The following is a 23,361-nucleotide window of genomic DNA, read 5'->3' on the forward strand; positions in this document are numbered from 1 at the left end:
CGATGTCGCGCGCATGAACGCCCGTCCCGCCGCGGCGATCGGCGTCGCGCTCGCGACCTTCCTCGCCGTCGCCGCGCTGCTCACCGAACTCCTCGCGGCCCGGATCGCCTTTTCGGCGATCGTCGGGCTTCCGATCGGACTCCTCGCCGGCGCCGCGGCGGGGATCGCGACGTGGACGCGCCTCTGGGCCCTCCCGCGGGCACGGCCGCCCCTGCTCGGGGTCGCCGCCTTCGGCTACGCCGTGCTCGTCTCCGCCGCGGTCTCGTACGCTGTGCCGCCGGCTCGCGGGTTCGTCGGCGTCGACACGGCGGTCCCGTTCGCCGCGGGCTGTGCGGTCGTCGCGTTCCTGCTCGGTCGTCGGTACGCCGACCGAATCGGGTGAGTCGGTGGAGGGGAACGGGCGGTTCCGTCGCAGTCCTCCGCAGTGGACCGTTTCGCATCTCGATCGGTCAGACCGGTACCCAGTGATCGGGAGCGGGAGGAGGTCCCACACGGTGGTAGAGTGGTTGTTTATAAGCCGGAGTGTGGTGGTGCTGGCGGATGTTTAGAAGCGATCGTCGCCCTCAGGCCCACTCGATCCGGTACACTTCGGCGTCGATGTCTCGGGAGGCGTCGGTGTGGTGGTCGAACTGCGCCTCGATCGCGAAGTCGGCGGCGAACGCGTGGGTGACCTCGCCGCCGTTGTCGGCCGCGAACGCCTCGACGAACTCGCGGCTGCCGGCGTTGTGGACCGAGTAGGAGACGGCTGCAACGCGGCTCGCGGTCGCGAGGAACCCGCGGTCGGCGTTCCGGTTCCCGTCCTGCGCGCCGAACGGCGGGTTCATCACGACGGTCACCGGGTCGGGCACGTCGAGCGGGAGCCGTGTCGCGTCGCCCTGCAGCCAGTGGACGGGGGCGCTGGCGGCGACCCGACGCTCGTTTTCGAGCGCGGTCGCGAGCGCGTCGCGGTCGAGTTCGATCCCGAGCACGCGCGCTGGGCCGCGGAGGGCGGCGGCCAGCGCGAGCATGCCGGTCCCGGTGCCCAGATCGAGGACGGTCCGCCCGTCGACGTCGCCGTGGAGGTCCGCGAGGTGGACGACGTGCGCCGCCAGATCGGGGGGCGTCGGGTACTGTTCGAGCGCGGCGCTGGGCGCCTCGAAGCCGGCGACGACGCCGAGCTTGGTCGCGAGCGAACGCTTCGACGCCATCCGGTCAGGCGGGGGACGAGCCGTCGTCGACGCGGACGAGCTCGACGCCCTCGCGGCGCGCGCGCTCGGCGAGCGCCGACAGCGCCGGCTCGGCGGCCTCTCGGTCGGCGACCTCGCCCAGCCGGACCTCGATCCGACCGGCGCCGAGGAAGGAGGCGGCGCGGACGAACTCGCGGAGCCGATCGGCCTCGCGCTGGGTGGAGAGCGCGTCGTCGCAGTCGAAGCAGGCCGCGACGGAGAGCGTCGCCGGCTGGTAGCCGCGGGCGGAGAACTCGGCTTTGAGGTCGCGGAGGTGTTCGGGAGCGGTGCTTTCGAGGTCGGCGGCGTCGACGACGATGGGGTCTATCTCCGCGGGGCGACAGCCGCGGAGCGTGGCTTCGATCCCGTCGGACTGCGTCGTGCTCATACTCCTCTATATGTATTAGTAATACAAAAGCTTTGGTAAATGCTTTATAGTAATATATCGCAGACGAAGACGGCTCGGTATCGATCCGACATCGGCTCGATAGCAGTCCGACATCAGCCCGATAGTAGTCCGACATCAGCCCGATAGCAGTCCGATCTCGGCCAGTGATCGGCCCGGATCTGCCGGCGGTTCCGACCGTCGAGCTCGGTCACGTTTCGTGTTCGTGTCGCCGTCACAACCCGCGTTCGTCCCGTCGTCGCAACCGGCCGATCCGGAGTCGGCTCGAATCAACCCAGACGCGGTAAACGGGCCACAGAGTAGCCTTCAAGCCGTTTTACTCGTTCAGTCGGAGCGGCGCTTGAGCCGGGCGAACCTGCGACCCGGGACAAAGGTTTAAATGCGGCAATAACCAGAAACCTTATAATGGAACGTCCGAGCCGCCAGCGCCAACAGGAGCGGGAGACCGAGCAAGAATCGGACGAAGAAACGGTGTCCTGTCCGGAGTGTGACTCCACCGATATCGTCACCGACGCCGATCAAGAGCTCGTCTGCGAGGACTGCGGCCTGGTGCTGGACGAACGGAACATCGACCGCGGCCCGGAGTGGCGCGCGTTCAACCACTCGGAGCGCCAGTCGAAGTCGCGCGTCGGCGCCCCCATCACCGAGACGATGCACGACAAGGGGCTGACGACGACGATCGACTGGAAGGACAAGGACGCGTACGGCCGGTCGCTGTCCTCCGAGAAGCGGTCGCAGATGCACCGGCTGCGCAAGTGGCAGGAGCGGATTCGGACGAAGGACGCGGGCGAGCGCAACCTCCAGTTCGCGCTCTCTGAGATCGACCGCATGGCCAGCGCGCTCGGCGTCCCGCGATCGGTACGCGAGGTCGCCTCCGTCATCTATCGCCGCGCGCTCAACGAGGACCTCATCCGCGGGCGCTCGATCGAGGGCGTCTCCACCGCCGCCCTCTACGCGGCCTGCCGACAGGAGGGGATCCCCCGCTCGCTCGACGAGGTCGCCGACGTGTCGCGCGTCCCGCAGAAGGAGATCGGGCGCACCTACCGCTACATCTCCCAGGAGCTCGGATTAGAGCTGAAGCCGGTCGACCCGAAGCAGTTCGTCCCGCGGTTCGCCTCGTCGCTCGAGCTGAGCGAGGAGGTCCAGTCGAAGGCGACAGAGATCATCGACGTCTCCGCGGAACAGGGACTGCTCTCCGGGAAGTCCCCGACCGGCTTCGCCGCCGCCGCGATCTACGCCGCGTCGCTGCTGTGCAACGAGAAGAAGACCCAGCGCGAGGTCGCCGACGTCGCGCAGGTCACCGAGGTCACCATCCGCAACCGGTATCAAGAGCAGATCGAAGCGATGGGGTTCCGGTAGGACCGCCGTCGACGACGCCCTCCGAGGAGCGGCGGGTTTGACGCGTCGCCGTGATCGGGTTTTTAATCGACACCGAGCGTAGCGTGCGACGAGATGTACTCCCAGATCCTCGTGCCGACCGACGGCAGTCCGGCGTCGGACGCCGCGATCGAGCACGCGATCGACCTCGCACGACAGTACGACGCCCGCCTGCACGCCCTCTACGTCGTCGACGGCGCGGCGTACTCGACGCTCGAAGCCGGCGCCGACGTCGTCGTCGAGGCGCTGGAATCCGAGGGGAAGGAGGCCACGCGCCGAGTCGCCGACGCCGCCGCGGACGCGGGCGTCGACTGCGAGACGACGGTCGCCACCGGCACCGCGTACCAGTCGATCCGCGACTACGTCGAGGAGAACGACGTCGACGTGATCGTGATGGGGACGCACGGCCGGCGGGGGCTCGACCGCTACCTGCTCGGCAGCGTCACGGAGCGGGTGGTCCGCACCTCCGACGTGCCGGTACTGACGGTGCGCCAGCCCACCGATGAGTGACCGATCGCGGCCCCGGTGACGACGATGCGCGACTGGCTGTCACATCGGGTCGTCTCCTCGCCGGACCACACCGCGCTGATCCGCGCCGAGGACGGCGAGGCGTGGACCTACACCGACCTCGACCGGCTCGTCTCCGAGACCGCCGGCCGGCTCGTCGGGCACGGCGTCGAGGCGGACGACAGGCTCGGCGTCCTCACGCCCCCCTACGTCGGCACCGTCGGGCTCGTCCACGCGGCGATGCGCATCGGGGCGACGTTCGTCCCCCTCGGACAGGAGCTGACGGAGCGGGAGCTCGCCGAGCGCGTCGAGCGGGCCGACCTCGACGCGGTGGTGTGCGCGGAGCCGACGGAGGACGCCGCGGTGGGCGCCGTCGAGGAGTGCGACGCCGTCGGTGAGATCCCGGTGCTCTCCGTGGACGATCCGGCGTCCCAGAGCGTCACGGCGGTCCACAGCGTCGATCCGGACCCCGTCGAGCCGGCGGAGTGGGCCGAGTCCGACTACCTCTGTGTCCTGTTCACCTCGGGGACGACAGGCGAGCCCAAGCCGGTCCCGCTCACCGCGGGCAACGTGTACAGCTCGGCGGTCGCCTCCGCGTTCCGGCTCGGCGTCGACGGCGGGGACCGGTGGCTCGTGTCGCTGTCGCTCCACCACATGGGCGGGCTCGCCCCGGTGTACCGCTCCGCGCTCTACGGGACGACGCTCGTGCTCCGCGAGGGGTTCGATCCGGGCGGCACCGCCGACGACATCGACGCCTACGACGTGACCGGGATCTCGCTGGTCCCGACCATGCTCAAGCAGATGCTCGACCGGCGGGGGACCCTCTCGGACACGCTCCGGGTGGTGCTGCTCGGCGGGGCGCCCGCCCCGGACGAGCTGATCGAGCGCTGCCGCGACTACTCGATCCCGGTGTACCCGACCTACGGGATGACCGAGTCGGCCTCGCAGATCGCGACCGCGACGCCGCGGCAGACGCGGGGGCGGCTCGGAACCGTCGGCCGACCCGTCTTCGGCACGGACGTGACGGTCGTCGACGGGGACGGGACGCCGGCCGAGCCCGGGGAGGCCGGCGAGATCGTCGTCGACGGTCCGACGATCACGCCCGGATACATCGCCGGACCGCCGGGGGATGAAGAGGGCACCCTCGACCGCTCGGCGTTCGGCCCGCACGGTCTCCACACCGGCGACGTGGGGCGCATCGACGACGAGGGGTTCCTCTACGTGCTCAACCGGCTCGACGACCGGATCGTCACCGGCGGCGAGAACGTCGAGCCCGGCGAGGTGGTCGACGTGCTCCGGGAGTTCCCGCAGGTCGAGGACGCCGCCGTGGTCGGGCTCGACGACGACGTGTGGGGCGAGCGCGTCTCCGCGCTGCTCGCGGTCGGTGACCTGTTGGGAGTCGCCGGCCCAACCGACCCGGACGAGCTAGACGAGCCAGCCAACATGGCTGATCCGGCCGATCCTGACGACTCGGAGGAGGAGGTCGGCGGCAAGGGCTCGGAGGGCGACGGCTCGCCCGAGCCGCCGGAGGGCGACATAGACCGTCGGGCCGAGAGCGACCCGGCGCCGCTCGTGGACGAAGCGCAGCTCGTCTCATTCGCCCGGGACCGACTCGCGGGGTTCAAGATCCCGAAAACCGTCGCGTACGTCGGCGAGCTCCCCCGAACCGTGTCCGGGACCGTCGACCGGGAGGCCGTCCGCCGGATCCTCCGGGAGCGCGGGCACGACCCGCGGCGCGAGGCCGACGCCGATCTGGAGACGGCCGGGTTCGAGCCCGCCGATCCGGCCGATCCGGCCGATCCGGCCGATCCGGCTGATCCGGCTGATCCGGCTGATCCGGCCGATCCGGCGGACGCCTCGGAATCCGAGGACTCGTCGAGTCCGATCGAATCGGCGGAACCGCACGGGGTCGACGGAAGCGACGAGTCGCCGGGCGAGACGCCGGACCCGTCAACGCTGCCCGACGAGATCGGCTCCGCCGAGCCGACTGACTGGCCCGCCAACGCGGGAGACGGGAAATCCGACGCGGGAGACGGGAAATCCGACGCGGGAGACGGGAAATCCGACGCGGGAGACGGGAAATCCGACTCAACGGACGTGGACGGGGAATCACCGGGTGCGGACGACCAGTCGGGAGATTCGGACGCGGATTCGACGGAGAGAGGCGGAGATTCGGGAGACGCAGAGGAGGACTCGGAGGCCGCAGACGGAGACCCGGAAGGAGCAGACGGAGACTCCGTGGCCGCGGACGAGGAGCCGACCGATGCGGGTTCGGACGATCAGGTGTAAACTCACCCGGAGTTTTTCGTTGTTCCACGAACGTTTTGCCCGCGGGGGCCACACGTAGCCCATGGACCTACTCGACGACAGCGTCGTTCCGGAGCACGCGCGGGACGTGAAAGCGGAGGCCCGGGAGTTCGCCGCCGAGCACATCGCCCCGAACGCCCAGGAGTACTACGAGTCCGGCGAGTACCCGTGGGAGGTGCTGGAGGCGGGGATGGACGCCGGACTCGTCGCGCAGGACATCGGCGAGGAGTACGGCGGGAAGGGATACGACCTCGCGCAGGTGCTCGCGATCGCTGAGGAGTTCTACCGCGCTGACGCGGGCATCGCGCTCACGCTCCAGCTCGCGAGCTTCGGCTGCGAGATGGTCGAGCAGTACGGGACGGACGAACAGAAGGAGGAGTACCTCCGACCGGTCGCGGAGAACGACCAGATCTCGGGGCTCGCGGTCTCCGAGCCGGAGACCGGCTCCGACCTCGCGGGGATGACGACGAAGGCCGAGAAGGTCGAGGGCGGCTACGAGCTCACCGGCGAGAAGTACTGGGTCGGCAACGCGGTCGAGGCCGACTGGCTCACGGTGTACGCCAAGACGGGCGACGGCGAGGACCGCTACTCCAACTACACGCTGTTCATCGTCGAGACCGACTCGGACGGCTACGAGGCGGAGCACATCCCCGAGAAGATGGGGATGCGCGCCTCCAAGCAGGGCCACATCGTCTTCGAGGACTGCTTCGTCCCCGAGGAGAACGTCGTCGGGAGCGAGGGCGGCGGCTTCTACGTGCTCGCGGACTTCTTCAACCACGGCCGCGTCGTCGTCGGCGGCCACGGGCTGGGACTCGCGGCCGCGGCCATCGAGGAGGCCGAGGAGTTCGTCCACGGCCGCAACGCCTTCGGCCGCACCGTCAACGAGTTCCAGGCGGTCCAACACACCCTCTCGGACATGCGGATCGGCTTCGAGTCGGCGCGGGCGCTCAACTGGCGCGCCTGCGAGAAGGTCGCGAACAACGAGGACGCCGGCTACTGGGCCGCGCTGGCGAAGACCAAGTCCACCGAGGTCGCCACCGACTGCGCGGAGCAGGGGATGAAGCTCCACGGCGGGCGCTCGATCCTCACCGACCGCCGGATCGCCCGCGTCTACCGCGACGTGCGCATCCCGGTGATCTACGAGGGCGCGAACGACATCCAGCGGAACCTGATCTACCGGCAGTCGCGCTGAGGCGGACGACGGCTCCGACCGCCGCCGACCGCGTCCACGCGGGGCGCCCCGACGAAAACGCCAAGACGCCGGGGGGACACCACGAGGTATGCGACTGGAGGACTACTGGGGGATCGGCCCGAAGACGAGCGAGCGGCTCGCGGAGTCGCTCGGGACCGAGCGGGCGATCGAGGCGATCGAGGCGGCCGACGTGCGGGCGCTCGTCGACGCCGGGATCCACCGCGGGCGGGCCACCCGGATCCTCCGCCGGGCCAACGGCGAGGCCGGGATGGACGTCCTCGCCACCGGGGACACGCGCTCGGTGTACGACGACCTCCTCGCGCTGGCGGCGGGCCACGCGCTGACCGCCCACGCCGCCGACCGGATCCGCGTGCTGACGCCCCTCACCGACCGGGACGCGGTCGAGTCCCGGCTCGACGAGGTGGTCGCCGCCCGCGACGCGTGGGAAGGGTTCGACGACGGCGAGCGCGAGCGGGTGATCGAGTCGTTCGACGACTACGACGACGCGGAGGGCTCTGACCTGGCGGCCGTCGAGACTGCCGTCGCGCTGCGCGAGACCGGGCTCACCGGCGCTCCGTTCGAGGGGATCGGCGCGCTGGACGGGGACGCCCTGCGCGACGCCGCCGACGCCCTCGCGGACGTGCGGGGCGCGATCGGTCCGGCGGGCGCCGGCGGCGAGGGCGAGATCGAGGTCGCGCGAGGTGCGGACGACGAGCTGGACCGTCGGCGCGACCGGCTCGACGCGGCCCGCGACCTCGCGAACTCCGCGTTCGACGTGCTCGACGCGGTCCGGGACGGCTCACTGCGGGACTTCGAGGCGCTGGAGGCGGCGACGGTCGACCACGTCGCGCGCGAGACCGGCGTCGACCCGGCGACGGTGCGCTCGGTCGCGCCGGACGAGGCGCTCGACGCCGCCGACTTCGTCTCCGCCACGCTCCGCGACCTGGTGACGGAGCTGGAGGAGGCGGTCGCGGAGCGCGAGGCGACCGTCGCCGACGACATCCGCGAGCGGCTCGGCGGGATGGGGGTCGAGGGCGGGGACGGCGAGAATCCCGAGACCGACGACGACGAACGCGACGAATCGGGCGCGAGCACCGTCGCCGCCGCGGTCGCGGCCGTCTCCGACGCCGCGTTCCTGCTGTCGCTCGGGCGATTCGCGGCCGCGTTCGACCTGACCCGACCGACCCTCGTCGACGATGGCGTGGCCGTGCGCAACGCCCGCAACCTCTTCATCGACGGCGACGTCCAGCCGGTGTCGTACGCGATCGGCACCCACTCGCTCGCGGGCGACCCCGGCCTGGCGAGCGCCGAGGCGCCGCCGACCGGCGACCGCGTGAGCGTCCTCACCGGGGCGAACTCCGGCGGGAAGACCACCCTGTTGGAGACGCTGTGTGCGGTGGCGCTTTTGGCGTCCATGGGGCTCCCCGTGCCGGCCGAGGAGGCCGAGGTCGGCGCGTTCGACCGGATCGTGTTCCACCGGCGGCACGCCTCCTTCAACGCCGGCGTGTTAGAGTCGACGCTGAAGTCGGTGGTGCCGCCCCTGGTCGCCGACGGCCGGACCCTCATGTTAGTCGACGAGTTCGAGGCCATCACGGAGCCGGGGCGGGCCGCGGATCTCCTGAACGGGCTCGTGACGCTCACGGTCGACCGCGGGGCGCTCGGGGTGTACGTCACCCACCTCGCGGAGGACCTGAGTCCGCTCCCGGAGCCCGCCCGGATCGACGGCATCTTCGCCGAGGGGCTCACGAGCGACCTGGACCTCCGGGTCGACTACCAGCCGCGGTTTGGCACGGTGGGGAAGTCGACGCCGGAGTTCATCGTCTCCCGGCTGGTGGCGAACGCGAAGGACCGCGGCGTCCGGGCCGGGTTCGAGCACCTCGCCGGCGCGGTCGGCGAGGAGGCGGTCCAGCGCACACTCTCGGACGCGGAGTGGTCGGAGGGCGATGACTGACGAGGGGTCGGCCGCGTCCGACGGACCGCGCCGGATCCGGTCGATCGCGGTCCACCGCGACGACGTGGCGACCGCGCTGGAGGCGACCCTCCGGAGCGATCGCGAGGTCGCGCTCCGCGTGACGCCGCCCTTCTCGGGGCGGATGCGCGCCCGGCTGCACGCGCTCGACGCGGACGGTGGGGACGGAGCCGGCACCGACGCCGACCCCGCCCCGATCCACGTCGACCCGCGCGACCTCGTCGCGGACGTCCCCCCGTACCCGGAGGTGGACGAGACGATGGCGGACAACCCGGACGCCGACCTGGAGACCCGCAGAGAGCGACACACCGAGGCCGTCGAGTCGTGGCGCGAGACGATTCGGGAGTCGGTGGTCGAGAGCGTCGAACTCGACGCCGGCGGGGGTGACGGAGACGAAGAGACCGTCGAGGTCGACGTGGCCGCGCTCGGCTGAGCGCAATTGACAGCGGGAGTGAGTATGGCAAATTGGCGGATCGGTTGTTGATAAGTCAGATTGGGGTGTCGCTGGCGGCTGTTTATACGTGATCGACGTGTCTGTGGTGAATACCTCCAAAGCCCCAGCCGGCGAGGCGGGCGCACGCTCGCTGTGCTCCTCGCTCAGTCGCTGTCGCTCCTTCGCTGCGGTGCTTACGTCGCCTGCGCCCGCCTTGCGGCTGGCCCTTTGAGTCCCACCCCGCGACCGCACCGCAGCCTCACGCCTCCCCAGCCTCGTCGCCCGGCGCTTATAAGCGCCGCGACTCCCTCGCGCGTGCTCCTCGCGGCCTGTCGGCCGCTCGCAGGCACGCGCCACCGCACATATTTATAAGCGATCGTCGCCGTCGCTCACGACAATTTAAATACTACCTTGCCACCGACGAACTGCAAAACTCACTCCCGCCGTCGATCAAGGGAGGTGTCTTCAGCGACCACCGGGTTGAACGTGACCCCGGCGGATCGGGGGCGTTCAACGGTGCCGGCTTAAAAACCGCCTTCAACTACAGCCGGAGCCGCTCGACCGCGGTGCCGGCGCCCGCGAACTCGCCGAGGACCGCGTTATCATTGCCATCCTCACCGGTGTTCGCGGCGGCGACGACGATCGTCTTCGCGTCGAGCGCCGGGTCAAGGCGGAACTCGTACTCGCCGTCCGTCGGCGTCGCGGTCTCGGAGCCGTCGGGCGTGTACACGGCGACGGTGTCCGCGTCGGTCTCGCCGGCGACGACGAGGGCGTCGTCGACGTAGTCGTCGGTCGCCGTCAGCTCCGGGGGCGCCGACCGGGCGCGCTCAACGTAGCGGTCGCGGACGACCGTCGGCGTCTCGACGGGTTCGCCGGCGTCGACGCCGTGCGCGAGCCGGATGAAGCCGGCCATCGACCACGCGAGGGGGGTGGCCCCCCCGGTTCCCTCGCCGAACTCCCAGCCGTAGTCGGTCGGGTGTTCGCGGTCCCACACCTGCTCGGGGAGCATGCGGCCGGAGTTGCCGAACCCGGCCATCGTCTCCAGAAGGGCGTCGGGTTCGAGGGCGTCCTCGTCGGTGCCGCCGAAGCCGTCGGGGCCGTCGGCGCGGGCGCGGAGCTCGTACTCGCCGCGCTCGCCGGTGAAGATCGGCCACAGGCGCCCGCGACCGTCTCCGGTCCCGGCCCACGGCGCTCCGGGGTCGCCGCGCGCGAGCTCGCCGTACGCGTCGCCGACGTACCGGTACCACGCGGGGCCGTACGGGGTGTCGACGCGGATCGAGTCGTCGACCACGGAGACGGAGTTGCGGACCACTTGGTCGTCGGCGGGCTTCACGCCGAGCCGGACCAGTTCGAGGAAGCCGCCGTCGACGATCTCCCGCTCGTCGTAGGTGGGGCCGTCGTTGGCGATCGTTCGCGGGCGACCGATCTCCGGGTCGCCGTCGGCCGTGATCCGCACGTAGTAGGGCGTCTCGCCGTGCCGCTCGGTGCCCGTCGCGGTCGCGCACCACTCCTCGACGCGGGCCGCCCAGTCGTCCGCGAGCGCGAGCCACGCGAGGGCGTCGGCGCGGAGCGAGTCCGGCGACTCCCCGCTTTCCGCGCCGCCCGCATCGACCCGGTCGGCCTCGGCGACCGCGAGCGCGGCGCCGCAGACCAGCCCCGCCACCTCGGCGGCGATGCTCGACGGCGAGAAGCCGGCCTCCTCCTCCCAGCGCTCTTGGGCCGTCTCCGGGCCGTTGGCGGCGATGTAGCCAAGCGAGCGGCGGACCTGGTCGTAGGTGTAGTCGGCGTCGGCGGGCGCGGTCCCGTGTTCGTACAGCTGCCACGCCATCACCGACGGGAAGGCGATGTTGTCCATCTGCTCGCCGCCCCACCGCGTGCGCCCGTCGATGTAGGTGTTCTGCGGGAGGAACCCGTCGTCGTCCTGCTGGGTGTTGTAGAGGTACGCGAGCGCGTTCGCGCCGCGCTCGATCTCGCCGACCTCGATCAGCGCGGTGAACACCTGATAGAGGTCCCGCGACCAGACGAAGTTGTAGCCGTACCCCCTGTCCTCCGCGGCGTACTCGGTCTCGCCCCACGGCACCGACGGGCTGGCGATCCCGGCGCCGTCGTGCCGCTTGTCCTCAACCGCGGCGAGCGTCATCAGCGCGAACCGGTACTGGGTCGCTAACTCTGGGTCGCCGGTCACGGAGTCGGGGAACTCCCGGTCCGCGAGCCACTCCCGCCACGTTTCGACGTACGACTCGGAGACCGCCGGGAACCCGCGGGAGACGGCACCGCGCGCCTCGCCGAGCGCGGCGGCGGTGTCGGCGTTCTCGGCGAACCCGAGCGCGACCGCGTCCGAGACCTCGGTACCGCTGCCGACCAGTCCGGCGAGCACCACGTTTCCGGCGGCGGTTTCGCTCCCCTCGCCGCGGTCGCCGTCCGCGAACAGCGCGTCGGCGGCGTCGCCGCCAGCCGCGAGCGCGCTCGCCCACTCGAAGCCCCCGGCGCTGTCGAGCGCGAGGGCGACCTCGAAGGGGTCGCCGCCGTCGTCGACGAGCTTCCCCGGACCGCGCTCGGCGTCGTCGTTGCGCGCGAGCAGGTGGTACCCGTCGGCGCCGCCGACGCGGTCGCCGCGGTCGTTCGTCCCGACGTTCGTGACCGTGGTGTCGACCACGGCGTACACGTCGTACTCGCGGCTCCCCTCGAACGACACGTCCGCGAGGATCGCGTCGCCGTCGGTGTCGACCGCGTACTCGACGGTGAGCGTCCAGGTGTGGCCGTGGCCGTCGCCGGTCTCCCGGATCGTCTGGCGGTACGCGAGGGCGTCGTCCGCGGTCGGCTCCGTGGTCCGCTCGACCGTCTCCGTCGCCGTCACGTGGCTCGTCTCGTCGAAGGTCCGGACCGTGTACCCCGTCTCCGGGTCGGCGACGAGGAAGTCGAACGTCCGGACGTTCATCACGTCGATCCGGGGGAACCGCGCCTCGGTGAGCGCGCCCTCCGTCAGCGTGAACCAGACCGGGACCGGGTCGTCGGCCTCGTGGTCGGCCGGGGTGCCGACGCCGAACTTCCGACCGGTCGTCCAGTGGGGCGCCTCGCCCGGCCCCCGCGGCTCGTCGTGGGGGACCGGGAGCGCCCCGTGTCGGGCGAGCGTCACCGTCGCGTCGATCCGGAGGGCGTGCGACCACGCGATCGGGGTCGCGCCGTCGAGGTCGCCGTCGTCGAACGCCTGCTCGGCGATGAGCCCGGCGTCGTTGACGAACGGCCCGTCGGGCTCGCACAGCGCGTAGAGGTCCCGGGCGGCGCCGAACAGATCGCCGGCGTCCCCGCCCCGTTCCCGGACCAGTCCGCCCAGCTCGGCGGCGGCGGTCGATCCCCACAGCGTCGCGATCGACCACACCTTCGCGCCGCCCTGCTCCGCGGTGCGCCAGTCGTCGCCCGTGAACCTGACGAGCCCCTCCACGTCCGCCGTCTCGCGGCGGAGCTCGCCGATCGTCGTCAACACGTGCGTCGTCACGCGGTCGAGAAAGGCGTCGAAGTCGACATCGGCCGCGGCGGTGGCGGCACCTCCGTCAGTTTCCCCCGCGCGCTCCTCGCGGAGTGCCGCGTACTCGGACGCCGCGCCCGCGAGCGCGAAGGTGCTGGCGTCGGGGCGGTCGTCGCGGTCCTCCGCGCTCGCGCGCTGCGGGAACCGCTCCGTGTCCGGGTTCCAGCGCTCGTGTAAGCCCGCGAGCGCGGCGTCGGCGGCCGCGGCCGCGTCGGCCCGCACGTCGTCGGGGAGGGGTGCGCGCGCCGCGGCGGCGAACGCGCGGAGGTACGTCGCGCCGGTGTGGGTGAAGCGCCCGAGCGCGTTCTCCCAGCAGTTCTGGCACCGCCGCGGGAGCCCGTCGTCCTCGGTCGTCTCCCGGAGGAAATCGAGCGCGTCCGCGATCGTGTCGTCGACGCGGTCGCGCCACTCCGGGGGGAGGTCCGCGGTCCGGCGGAGCCGGGCGAGGAAGGCGACGACCGACGCGGGCTGGTCGAGCTGGTCGTTCGGCCCGGGGGTGCCGTTCGCCCCCTCGATCCGGGCGTTCGCCCAGCCGGGGGCGACCTTGCCGGAGTCGGCCCACACCCGGTGGGGCCACGAGCCGTCGGCGTCCTGCGTGCGGCAGAAGAAGGAGGCGCTCGCGAGCAGCTCCTCGTCGGCGTCGAGACCGAGCTCGTCGCTCGCGCCGAGCAGGGCCAGCGAGGTCTCCGCCTCGTCGCGGAACCACGTGTAGCCGTAGCCGCCGGAGGTGGAGTAGAAGGCGTCGAACTCCGGGGCGGCGATCCGCGCGCCGGACTCGGCGGTGAGCAGGTCGAGCGCGCGGAGGTCGCTCGCGAGCACCGACCGGCGCGGCGCGTCGGCGGGCACGACCGGCCCGCGGCCCTCGGCGGCCTCGCGGAGGTCGTCGGCGTCGGGGTAGGCGGTCGCGACCCGCGACAGCTCGTCGATGCGGCGCTGACGGTCGGGGCCGTCCGTGATCGCGTCCTTGGCGTCGTCGACCGTCTCGCGGGTCTCGCGCCTGTCGAGGACGGCGCGGCTCGCGAGCGTGACGCGCTCGGTCCGCCCGTCGCGCTCGAAGGGCGCGCGGACGACCACGTCGGGGGTGAGCCGGGAGTCCTCGCGCTGGTCGATCTCGCCGCGGTGCGGGAACCCCTCGCCGTTCTCGCCGAGCAGCTCCGGGACCGTGCGGAGCCGCTGGCCGTGCGCGGCCGACAGCCCCGTGGAGGCGGTGAGGAAGTCATGTTCCGTGCGGTGGTACACCTCGACGACGCTGCCGGCCTCGGGGCCGGCCTCCTCGTGGACGAGGTTGCCGACGCGCCCCTCGACCATGTCGGGTGAGAACGCGCAGGCGGCGACAAGCTCCGCGCCGGCCGGCGGGGCGCCGCGCAGCTCGACGTGCGTGAGGTGGGTGTCGCTCACCACCAGGTCGAACTGGTGGATGGTGTAGCGCCCGGCGTCGTACTCGGTCTCGACGAGGGGCGTGTCGCCGTCGTAGTGCTGTCGGGTCGTGGTGAGGTCGTCGAACCAGCGGACGCCCCGTCCGGCCGTGATCCCCATGCGGAGCCGGTCGGCGCCGCCGACCCCGGACAGGGAGTACGAACAGTCGTGGACGGTGCCGTCCGGTCCGACGTGGACGAGCCGTCCGTCGTCGCCCGTGAACGCGCCGGCGGTGGTGGGTCGCTCCGCCGGGTAGCGCTCGCCGCGCCGACGTTCGTGTTCTGTGAGAGCGGTTCGCAGTCGCATGGGTTCCCTGCGATTCCCGGCGTGAAAGCCTTGACGAACGAGGCCGTCTGCGGGGCGCGACGCTTGCCGTCTGCGGGGCGCGACGCGATCCGGCCCTGGGGACGCCCGGTCGACGGCGACCCGCGCAGGAGCAACACCGAAGACCCCGGGCGCCGATGGGGGTGACATGCACCATCCCGGACCCCCGCGATTCCTCGCGACCGGCGAGACCACGGAGCTCGCACCGCGCGATCCGGACCCGAGCGCGTCCTACGCGTGGCGCGTCGTCGACGCGCCCCCGGACAGCGAGGCGACGGTCGGCCCCGACCCGGTGACCGAGTTCACTCCCGACGTCCCCGGGCGCTACCGGATCGGCCTCGACGCGCCGGACGGCGACCACCTGCTGACGATCCGCGCGTTCCCGTCGAGCTACGAGGGCGTCGACGTGGCGGGCGGAAGCGGGACGGCGATCCGCGACCGAACCGCCGGCGATGCCCCGGTCGGCTACGCGGAGTCACACGGTCACGAGGGAGTGGGACGGCCGCGCGTGCGACTGGACGCGACCGTGGATGACGGCGGAGACGGCGGCGCGCCCGACGACGGCGCCCCCGAGATCGTCGTCCGCGCGACGCCGACGCCGAACCCCCGCTCCTCGCTCGCCCCGGAGGACCTGCGGGTGACGTTCGTCGTCGACGACCGCGACGTGGAGAGCGCGGTCGCGGAGGGGCGGACCAACCCGCGGGACGCCCTGGAGACGAGCGACGACGGACGGGAGCTCCGGGTGCCCGCGGCCGCGGTCGCGGACCGCCTGCGCGTCCACGGGGTCGCCGTCGCCGCGGAGCCCGGACGGGAGCCGCGCGTCAGCGTCGCCGACGCGGTCGCGGTCGACCGGCGCGACGCCGGGACGGTGCGGGGAGGCGAGGGGGCCGGGCGGATCGGCGGTCCGGACGCGCCCGACTTCGAGACGGTTCGGCTCAACGACCCGCCGGCGTGGACCCGCGACGCGTCCGTCTACGAGGTGTACGTGCGGACGTTCGCCGACGGAAGCGGCGGGGGCGGCGAGGGCGGCGGGGACGGAGGCGATGGAGACGGCGAGCGGGGAGAGACGTTCGACGCGATCGCGGAGCGGATCCCGGCGATCGCGGAGCTCGGCGTCGACACCCTGTGGCTCACGCCGGTCCTCCAGCACGACGGGAAGCCACACGGCTACAACATCACCGACTTCTTCGACGTGGCCGAGGACCTCGGCGACCGCGACGACTACGAGGCGCTGGTCGAGACCGCCCACGACCACGGCCTGCGCGTGCTGTTCGACTTCGTCGCGAACCACACCGCGCGCGACCACGAGTGGTTCGAGGACGCCTACGAGAACCCGAACTCCCCGTACCGCGACCGCTACGAGTGGCAGGAGTCGGGCGAGCCGGGCACGTACTTCGACTGGGAGCTGATCGCGAACCTGAACCACGCGAGCCTCGACGTGCGGCGGTTCCTCCTCGACGTGGTCGACGAGTGGGCGCCGCTCGTCGACGGGTTCCGCTGCGACATGGCGTGGGCGGTCCCCGACTCCTTCTGGCGGGAGCTCCGCGACCGGGTGAAGGACATCGACCGGGAGTTCCTGCTGATGGACGAGACGATCCCGTACATCCCCGGCTTCCACGAGGGGATGTTCGACGTGCACTTCGACGCGACGCTGTACTTCCAGCTCCGCCAGATCGGGCGGGGCGTCGACCCCGCCGCGTCGGTGCTGGACGCGATCGACCAGCGCGCGGAGATCGGCTTCCCGGACCACGCCGAGTTCCTCCAGTACATCGAGAACCACGACGAGACGCGCTACCGCGTCGAGTGCGGGGACGCCGCCGCGGCCGCGGCGGGCGCGGCGATCGTCACCCTGCCGGGCGTCCCGATGATCTACGCGGGCCAGGAGATCGGCCAGCGCGGCCGGCGCGACGCGATCGCGTGGGAGCACGCCCGCGAGGGCGTCCGCGAGCGCTACGAGCGGCTGCTCGCGGTCCGCGACGAGCACCCCGCGCTCGGCCCCGACGGCGACCTCGACCGGATCGGATACCACGTCGCCAGCGGCGACCTCGCGGAGCGGCCGATCGTCGCCAGCGGCGACGTCCACCCCGACGACGTGGTGGCGTTCCGCCGGAGCGACGGCGAGGAGTCGCTGGTCGTCGTCCTCAACTTCGCGCCCGAGCCGGCGAGCGTCGCGGTCGGCGCCGACCACGGGAAGCGGAACCTCGTGACCGACGAGCCCTGCGTGGTCGTCGACGGCGAGGGGGCCGAGCGGATCCGCGTCGACGACGTGGCGGTCGTCCGGGAGACCGAGCGCTGATCCGCCAGCCGCGGGGGGCGCCGGCTCGCCCGCCGGGACCGCGTGGTCACAACGCTTGAGTCGGTGGGGGTCGCAGGGGGACCCATGCGACTCGACCGCTCCGGCGGCGTGTTCTGTCACGTCACCTCGCTCCCGGGGAGACACGGCATCGGCGACCTCGGCGACGGCGCGGAGGCGTTTCTCTCGTTCCTCGGCGACGCCGACGTCCGCCACTGGCAGATCTGTCCCCTCGGTCCGACGATGGACGCCGCCGGGGAGTCCCCGTACCAGTCGCCCTCGGCGTTCGCCGGGAACCCCCTCCTGATCGACCTCGACGGGCTCGTCGACGACGGGTGGCTCGACGAGGGCGACCTCGAACCGGTCCCGGAGTTCCCGGCCGACCGGGTCGACTACGAGGCGGTCCGCGAGTACAAGGAGCCGCTGTTGCGCGCCGCGTTCGAGCGGTTCGACGAGGCGGGGGGCGGGGAGGGAGCCGGCGGCGCTCCCCCCGCGTTCGACGCCTTCCGCGAGCGCGAGCCGTGGCTCGACGACTACGCGCTGTTCCGGGCGCTCTCGGACGCGAGGAGCGAGGACACCTGGACCGAGTGGCCCGAGCCGCTCCGGACGCGGGAGCCCGAGGCGCTCGCCGACGCCCGCGAGCGCCACGCGACAGAGGTCCGGTTCCGCGAGTTCCTCCAGTGGACGTTCGACCGGCAGTGGCAGGAACTCCGGGCCGTCGCCGACGAGGAGGGCGTCTCGATCGTGGGCGACGTGCCGATCTACGTCGCGCTCGACTCCGCGGACGTGTGGGCGAACCCCGAGGCGTTCCGGCTCGACGAGGAGAACCGCCCCGCGGCGGTGGCCGGAGTCCCGCCGAACGCCGGGGATAACGGCCAGCGCTGGGGGAACCCCGTCTACGACTGGGACCAGCTCGCGGAGCGCGACTACGACTGGTGGATCGCCCGGTTCCGGCGGCTGTTCGAGCTCGCCGACGTGGCGCGGCTCGACCACTTCCTCGGCTTCGTGAAGTACTGGGCGATCCCCGCCGACCGCGACGACCCGGCCGCCGGCGAGTGGCGCGAGGGGCCGGGGCGGGACCTGTTCGAGGCCGTGGAGCGCGAGCTCGGGCAGGCGCCGTTCATCGCCGAGGACCTCGGGTTCGAGGAGCCGGCGATGGACGAGCTGATGGCGGAGTTCGGCTTCCCCGGGATGCGCGTCCCGCAGTACGCCGACTGGTGCGCGGAGGGCGACGAGTACCAGCCGATGCACTACCCTGAGGGGGTCGTCGGCTACACGTCGACCCACGACACGGACACGTGGGTCGGCTACTTCGAGGACCTCCCCGAGCGCCAGCGCGACTGCTTCCGGTACAACGTCGGCGCCGACGGCGGCCGCCCGACCGAGTGGGAGATCATCGACGAGGTGTGGGCCTCGGAGGCGGTGTTAGCGATGACGACGGTCCAGGACCTGCTCGGGCTCGGCAGCGAGGCGCGGTTCAACGAGCCGGGCACCCTCGGCGGCAACTGGGAGTGGCGCGTCCGCCGCGAGGCGCTCGCCGACGACATCGCCGACCGGCTGTGGGAGCTCGCCGGTCGACACGTGAGGTAGCCCGATGCTCGGCTGGGGGCTCGCGGACGGCTCGGTACTCCACCTCGTCGTGATCGCCGTCGCCACCGGCGCCATTTGGGTGGGGAGCGGGTGGCTGGAGGAGGCCGCGGAGACGCTGTCTGGGTACTACGGCCTGCCGGCGGTGGTACAGGGGTCGATCGTCGTCGCCGTCGGGTCGAGCTTCCCGGAGTTCGCGAGCGTCGTCGTCACCGCGGCCACCGGCGTCTTCGACATGGGCGTCGGGGCGCTCGTCGGCTCCGCGATCTTCAACGTCCTCGTCATTCCCGGGCTCTCGGGGTTCGGCGCCGACGGCGACCTCGAGGCGAGCCGCGCGATCGTGTACAAGGAGGCGCAGTTCTACATGATCGCGGTGTCGGCGCTGGTGGTCACCTTCTCGCTCGCGGTGATCTACTTCCCGGTCTCCTCGGACCCGATCGTGGGGGAGCTGACCCGGCCCGTCGCGGCGATCCCGCTCGCGCTGTACGGGCTCTACCTGTTCATCCAGTACGAGGACGTCGGCGACGCGGCGGTCGAGCGCGTGCGGGAGGGCGTGTCCGTCCGCCGCGAGTGGGGGAAGCTCGCGGCCGGGCTGCTCCTCATCGGCGTCGCCGTCGAGCGGCTGGTCGGGTCGGTGGAGTCGCTCGGGTCCGCGTTCGGGATCCCGGAGTTCCTCGCCGGCGTCACGATCGTCGCGGCCGCGACGAGCCTCCCCGACGCCCTGGTGAGCGTCCGGACCGCGCGCGAGGGGCGCGGCGGGACGAGCCTCGGGAACGTGCTGGGGTCGAACACGTTCGACCTGCTCGTCGCCATCCCGGTCGGGGTGTTGATCGTCGGGAGCGTCGACGTGAACTTCTCGACGGCCGTCCCGATGCTCGGCGTGCTCACCGTCGCGACCGTGCTGCTGTTCGCGACGCTCCGGACGGACCTGTCGCTCACCGAGCGGGAGTCGTCGACGCTTCTGGTCGCGTACCTCCTGTTCGTCGCGTGGGTGGTTGCGGAGACGGTCGGGGCGACGACCGTCCTTCGGGGCGTGTGAACGGAGGGTTCGCCCCGATCGGCCAGATCGCTCAGATCGGTACTCAGTACCGGTTGCGACCGAGAATGAGGTACAACACGAGCCCCAGAAGCGGCGCGAGGAACGCGACGATCGCCCACAGGAACGCGGGCTGGTCGCTCCGCTGTTGGGCGTCGGAGTAGATCCAGACGATAATGCCGAGCTGTACGAGCAGCGTGAGGAGGCCGAACAGGAAGAAGAGCGCACCGGCTCCTCCCTGTAGCAGTATCGGGGACATCACTCCCGACGACTCCGTCGAGCAATAAGTGTCTTTGGCTGCCCCGAGAACCGCTGGCGCTCCGACCACGAACCGTTTTGCCCCGCCGGCCCCCGATCCGGGCATGGACCTGCCAGTCGACGCCGACCGCCTCCGGGCGGACCTGGAGGCGAACGCGGCGTTCGGACGGATCGCGTCGGACGACCCCGAGGAGCGCGGCCGAACGAACCTGACCGGCACCGAGGCGAACCGCGCGGCCAGAGACCGGCTGGTCGAGCGGTTCGAGGACGCCGGTCTCGCGGTCTCCGTCGACCCGGTCGGCAACCTCGTGGGGACGTGGACCCCCGACTCGGCCGATCCCGACGCGGCGCCCGTCGCGAGCGGGAGCCACCTCGACAGCGTCCCCGAGGGCGGGATCTTCGACGGCCCGCTCGGGGTGTACGCGGCGCTGGAGGCGGTGCGCGCGATGCGGGACGCCGGCGTCGAGCCGGCCCGGCCGGTCGCCGTCGTGAGCTTCACCGAGGAGGAGGGCGCGACGTTCGGGAACGGGCTGCTCGGATCGAGCGTCGCGACCGGGGTGACCGACCTCGACGAGGTGCTCGCGTACGAGAACGACGCCGGGGAGACGCTCGGCGAGGCCCTCGACCGAATCGGCTACCGCGGCGACGACGAGGTCGATCCGGCGTCGTGGGCGGCGTTCTACGAGCTCCACGTCGAGCAGGACACGGTCGTAGAGGAGGCGGCCGCCGACGCCGGCGTGGTGACGACGATCACCGGGATCACCCACTGCGAGGCGACGATCGAGGGGGAGGCGAACCACGCGGGCGCGACGGCGATGGGCGAGCGGACCGACGCGCTGGCGGCCGCGAGCGAGTTCGTCCTCGACGTGGAGGCGGCCGCGAACGCGGTCGTCGACGACTCGAGTCCCTCCGCGGTCGGCACGGTGGGCTCGCTGTCCGTCTCGCCGAACGCGACCAACGTCGTCCCCGGTCGCGTCGAGGCCGGCGTCGACGTCAGGGACGTGACCGCGGACTCGATGGACCGGATCGTCGCCGCCGCGCGCGACTCGCTCGACCGGTTGGAGCGCGAGCGCGGCGTCGAGACGGGCTTCGAGCGCCCCTTCGACGTGGCGCCGACGCCGATGAGCGACCGGCTCCGCGACGAGGCGCACGCGGCGGCCGAGGGGGCGGGCCGAACCGCGATCGACCTCCACTCCGGGGCCGCCCACGACGCGATGCGGGTGGCGGGGGTCACCGACGCCTCGCTGCTGTTCGCGCCCTCGCGCGACGGGATCTCGCATAATCCGCGCGAGTGGACCGACTGGAGCGACTGCGCCGCGGCGACCGAGGTCCTCGCGGGGGCGCTGGCGCGCGTCGCGACCGAGTAGTCGTTGCGGCCGCGGTTCGACGGTCGACGGCGCGCCCGCTCCGGCCCCGCCCGCCGTCACAACCGTTTTTGCGGTCGGCCGCGACCGTCGACCGTGAGACGACCGCTCGGACTCGGTGCCATCGGCCTCGGCGTCGTCGCCGGCGCCGCCGGCGGCCTCGTGACGACGACCGGCGCGCTGGCCGACTGGCCCGACCTGATCGGCTATCCCGCGACCCTCGTCGTCGGACGCGCGCTGCTCGTCGTCGCCGTGTTCGGCGTGCTGTACGGGTCGTACCTCCTCGCGGTCCAGCTGTTGATGCGCTCCGCGAACAAGCGACGGGCGTACAACACGCGCAACGTGTTGCGCCTCGCGTTCGGGTTCGTGGGCACGGTCGCGACGCTCGCGGTGCTGACGGAGAACTGGCTCGGACTCTTATTCTCGCTCGGGGTCATCGGCTTCGCGATCACCTTCGCGCTCCAGCAGCCGCTCCTCTCGCTCATCGCGTGGGTGTACATCACGGTCAAACAGCCGTACGGCGTCGGCGACCGCGTCCGGATCGACGACGCGAAGGGAGACGTGATCGGCGTCGACTTCCTCGTGACGACGCTGTGGGAGATCAACGGCGAGCTGGTGACGACGAATCAGCCGTCCGGGCGGGTGGTGACCGTGCCGAACAGCGTCGTGCTCTCCTCGAACGTGGTCAACTTCGGCGGGGGCGGCTCCGCGTACGTGTGGAACGAGGTCGCCGTGCAGGTCGCCTACGAGACCGATCTCGACTTCGCGCGCGAGGTCATGGCCGAGGAGGCCACCGATCTCCTCGGCGACGAGATGGCCGCGGGCATCGCGGCGTACCGCGAGGCGCTCGCCGAGACGCCCGTGGAGCTGGAGGTGTACGACAAGCCGACGGTGAACGTGAAACAGGAGGAGTCGTGGGTGGAGCTGCGCGTCCGCTATCTCACCCACCCGCGCCGCGGACAGCGCGTGAAGAACCGGCTGTACGATCGGATTCTGGAGCGGTTCAACGAGAACCCCGACAGAGTGGCGTTCCCGGTGAGCCGGAGCCGGTAGCGGGACGCGCGGCCCGCGATTGCGATCCCCGCCGACCGCGTCCGGGAGCGGTGGAGTTAGGTGGCGTGCGCACGACTCGAATACGATGGAAGCGGCACTCTGGTACGTGCTAACCGGAACGCGGGGCGGAGCGAACCGCGTCCGGCTGTTGCGGGCGCTCGACGACCGCCCGCGGAACGCGAACCAGCTCGCCGAGGACCTCGATCTGGACTACAAGACCGTTCGACACCACCTCGACGTACTGATGGACAACGACGTCGTCGAGCGTAGCGGCGACGACTACGGGGCTATCTACCTCCCGACGCCGCGGGCGCGTCAGCACTGGGACACTATCGAAACGATCATGGAGCAAACAGATGACGACTGACCGATCGGCAGTTTCGACCCGTCAGCGCCGCGTTGCGGGTCGTATTCGGAACGAATTTGGGAAAGCGGTTATACCCGGCCCGCCGATAGCAGGTGTACGATGAGTCTCTGGTTCGACGTGGCGCGGGTCTCGGCGGGGGTGAACGTCGCCCTGCTGCTCGCGCTCGTCTGGGTGTGGGGGCGGAACTACGCGCAGTTCCGCTCGAAGCACGCCCTCGGGTTGGCGATGTTCGGCGTGTTCCTCCTCGGGGAGAACGCGTTCGCGCTGTACATCTACCTGCTCGACCCGACGCTGTCGGTCTGGTTCGCGTCCGAGGCGGTGCCGCCGATCGCGTGGCGCGGGATGATGGCGCTCCACGTGCTCCAGACTGCCGGGCTCCTCTTCCTCGTGTGGGTCACGTGGGACTGAGCCGACCGGGAGCGCTTTTACCGTACTGTCGAGCGAGTATCCGTGAGTGTTGAGGTACAGCTTGATCGATGACGGGAGTGAGTCTCGTACGTTGGTAGCGTGGTTGTTTATAAGTCTGATTGCGGTGGTGCTGGCGGGTGTTTATAAGTGATCGACGATGTTGCGGTGAAGATCTCCAAAGCCCCAGCCGCGACGACTCGCGCGGCTCGGTGCGCTCCTCGCTCAGTCGCTGACGCTCCTTCGCTGTGGTGCTTCCGTCGCCGGGCTTCGTCCTCGCGGCAGCGAGGCGCTTCGCGCCTCTGGCAGCCGGCGGCTCCGCCGCCGGCGACTGCC

At 71.6% G+C, this 23,361-nt stretch carries 18 protein-coding genes; 14 read left to right on the forward strand and 4 right to left on the reverse strand.

The genetic code is table 11. The annotated features are described in order from the left end of the window. The first annotated feature begins 13 nt into the window (after window positions 1-13). Window positions 14-382 carry a hypothetical protein gene (locus JIN95_RS13580; RefSeq protein ID WP_200531821.1) on the forward strand — a complete coding sequence of 123 codons (369 nt, stop codon included), beginning with the start codon at window positions 14-16 and terminating at the stop codon, window positions 380-382. A 181-nt stretch (window positions 383-563) separates the two neighbouring features. Here the strand turns inward: JIN95_RS13580 and JIN95_RS13585 are convergent, their stop codons facing one another. Together JIN95_RS13585 and JIN95_RS13590 are read right to left on the reverse strand one after the other, a co-directional pair. Continuing rightward, window positions 564-1,187 (reverse strand): METTL5 family protein, encoded by a 624-nt coding sequence (locus JIN95_RS13585; RefSeq protein ID WP_095635756.1) that lies wholly within the window; start codon window positions 1,185-1,187, stop codon window positions 564-566. 4 nt (window positions 1,188-1,191) lie between these two features. Continuing rightward, window positions 1,192-1,593, reverse strand: a complete 402-nt coding sequence (locus tag JIN95_RS13590; RefSeq protein ID WP_095635755.1) for a hypothetical protein — start codon at window positions 1,591-1,593, stop codon at window positions 1,192-1,194. 423 nt (window positions 1,594-2,016) lie between these two features. Between JIN95_RS13590 and JIN95_RS13595 the strand changes: the two genes are divergently transcribed. The 6 genes from JIN95_RS13595 (at window position 2,017) to JIN95_RS13620 (ending at window position 9,396) form a co-directional block, all read left to right on the forward strand. Next, window positions 2,017-2,970 carry a transcription initiation factor IIB gene (locus JIN95_RS13595; RefSeq protein ID WP_095635754.1) on the forward strand — a complete coding sequence of 318 codons (954 nt, stop codon included), beginning with the start codon at window positions 2,017-2,019 and terminating at the stop codon, window positions 2,968-2,970. A gap of 93 nt (window positions 2,971-3,063) precedes the next feature. Continuing rightward, window positions 3,064-3,498 carry a universal stress protein gene (locus JIN95_RS13600; RefSeq protein ID WP_200531822.1) on the forward strand — a complete coding sequence of 145 codons (435 nt, stop codon included), beginning with the start codon at window positions 3,064-3,066 and terminating at the stop codon, window positions 3,496-3,498. Window positions 3,499-3,522: 24 nt separating this feature from the next. Then, complete coding sequence (locus JIN95_RS13605) at window positions 3,523-5,784, forward strand: AMP-binding protein (protein ID WP_200531823.1); 2,262 nt, start codon at window positions 3,523-3,525, stop codon at window positions 5,782-5,784. 61 nt (window positions 5,785-5,845) lie between these two features. Then, window positions 5,846-6,994 (forward strand): acyl-CoA dehydrogenase family protein, encoded by a 1,149-nt coding sequence (locus tag JIN95_RS13610; RefSeq protein ID WP_200531824.1) that lies wholly within the window; start codon window positions 5,846-5,848, stop codon window positions 6,992-6,994. Window positions 6,995-7,082: 88 nt separating this feature from the next. Beyond that, a complete protein-coding gene (locus JIN95_RS13615) occupies window positions 7,083-8,945 on the forward strand; it encodes a DNA mismatch repair protein (RefSeq protein WP_200531825.1) in 1,863 nt (620 codons plus the stop codon). Further along, the gene (locus JIN95_RS13620) at window positions 8,938-9,396 is read left to right on the forward strand and encodes a hypothetical protein (RefSeq protein ID WP_200531826.1); all 459 of its coding nucleotides are present in this window, start codon (window positions 8,938-8,940) and stop codon (window positions 9,394-9,396) included. The genes JIN95_RS13615 and JIN95_RS13620 overlap by 8 nt, the downstream gene beginning before the upstream one ends. A gap of 541 nt (window positions 9,397-9,937) precedes the next feature. Here JIN95_RS13620 and JIN95_RS13625 read toward each other — a convergent pair. Continuing rightward, window positions 9,938-14,644, reverse strand: coding sequence for a glycoside hydrolase family 15 protein (locus JIN95_RS13625; protein ID WP_200531827.1), 4,707 nt, complete (start codon window positions 14,642-14,644; stop codon window positions 9,938-9,940). Between the two features lie 166 nt (window positions 14,645-14,810). Between JIN95_RS13625 and malA the strand changes: the two genes are divergently transcribed. The 3 genes from malA to JIN95_RS13640 all read left to right on the forward strand — a co-directional run bounded on the left by malA (window position 14,811) and on the right by JIN95_RS13640 (window position 19,581). Then, complete coding sequence (gene malA, locus JIN95_RS13630; RefSeq protein WP_200531828.1) at window positions 14,811-16,958, forward strand: alpha-amylase MalA; 2,148 nt, start codon at window positions 14,811-14,813, stop codon at window positions 16,956-16,958. An 84-nt stretch (window positions 16,959-17,042) separates the two neighbouring features. Further along, entirely contained in the window at window positions 17,043-18,545 is a 1,503-nt protein-coding gene (malQ, locus tag JIN95_RS13635; protein WP_200531829.1) for a 4-alpha-glucanotransferase, read from the forward strand. A 4-nt stretch (window positions 18,546-18,549) separates the two neighbouring features. Next, window positions 18,550-19,581 carry a sodium:calcium antiporter gene (locus JIN95_RS13640; RefSeq protein ID WP_200531830.1) on the forward strand — a complete coding sequence of 344 codons (1,032 nt, stop codon included), beginning with the start codon at window positions 18,550-18,552 and terminating at the stop codon, window positions 19,579-19,581. Between the two features lie 43 nt (window positions 19,582-19,624). Here the strand turns inward: JIN95_RS13640 and JIN95_RS13645 are convergent, their stop codons facing one another. Then, window positions 19,625-19,840, reverse strand: a complete 216-nt coding sequence (locus tag JIN95_RS13645; RefSeq protein WP_233138676.1) for a PLDc N-terminal domain-containing protein — start codon at window positions 19,838-19,840, stop codon at window positions 19,625-19,627. Between the two features lie 100 nt (window positions 19,841-19,940). Here JIN95_RS13645 and JIN95_RS13650 point away from each other — a divergent pair, with 100 nt between their 5' ends. The 4 genes from JIN95_RS13650 to JIN95_RS13665 all read left to right on the forward strand — a co-directional run bounded on the left by JIN95_RS13650 (window position 19,941) and on the right by JIN95_RS13665 (window position 23,028). After that, window positions 19,941-21,203: a Zn-dependent hydrolase gene (locus JIN95_RS13650; RefSeq protein WP_200531831.1), complete on the forward strand. Its 1,263-nt coding sequence runs from the start codon at window positions 19,941-19,943 to the stop codon at window positions 21,201-21,203. 93 nt (window positions 21,204-21,296) lie between these two features. Next, window positions 21,297-22,253, forward strand: coding sequence for a mechanosensitive ion channel domain-containing protein (locus JIN95_RS13655; RefSeq protein ID WP_200531832.1), 957 nt, complete (start codon window positions 21,297-21,299; stop codon window positions 22,251-22,253). 85 nt (window positions 22,254-22,338) lie between these two features. Then, the gene (locus JIN95_RS13660; protein ID WP_095635741.1) at window positions 22,339-22,620 is read left to right on the forward strand and encodes a winged helix-turn-helix domain-containing protein; all 282 of its coding nucleotides are present in this window, start codon (window positions 22,339-22,341) and stop codon (window positions 22,618-22,620) included. Window positions 22,621-22,719: 99 nt separating this feature from the next. Continuing rightward, a complete protein-coding gene (locus tag JIN95_RS13665; protein WP_095635740.1) occupies window positions 22,720-23,028 on the forward strand; it encodes a hypothetical protein in 309 nt (102 codons plus the stop codon). Window positions 23,029-23,361: the final 333 nt, after the last annotated feature.

The sequence above is a fragment of the Halorubrum sp. LN27 genome (genome assembly GCF_016635065.1).
GTDB lineage: Archaea > Halobacteriota > Halobacteria > Halobacteriales > Haloferacaceae > Halorubrum > Halorubrum salipaludis.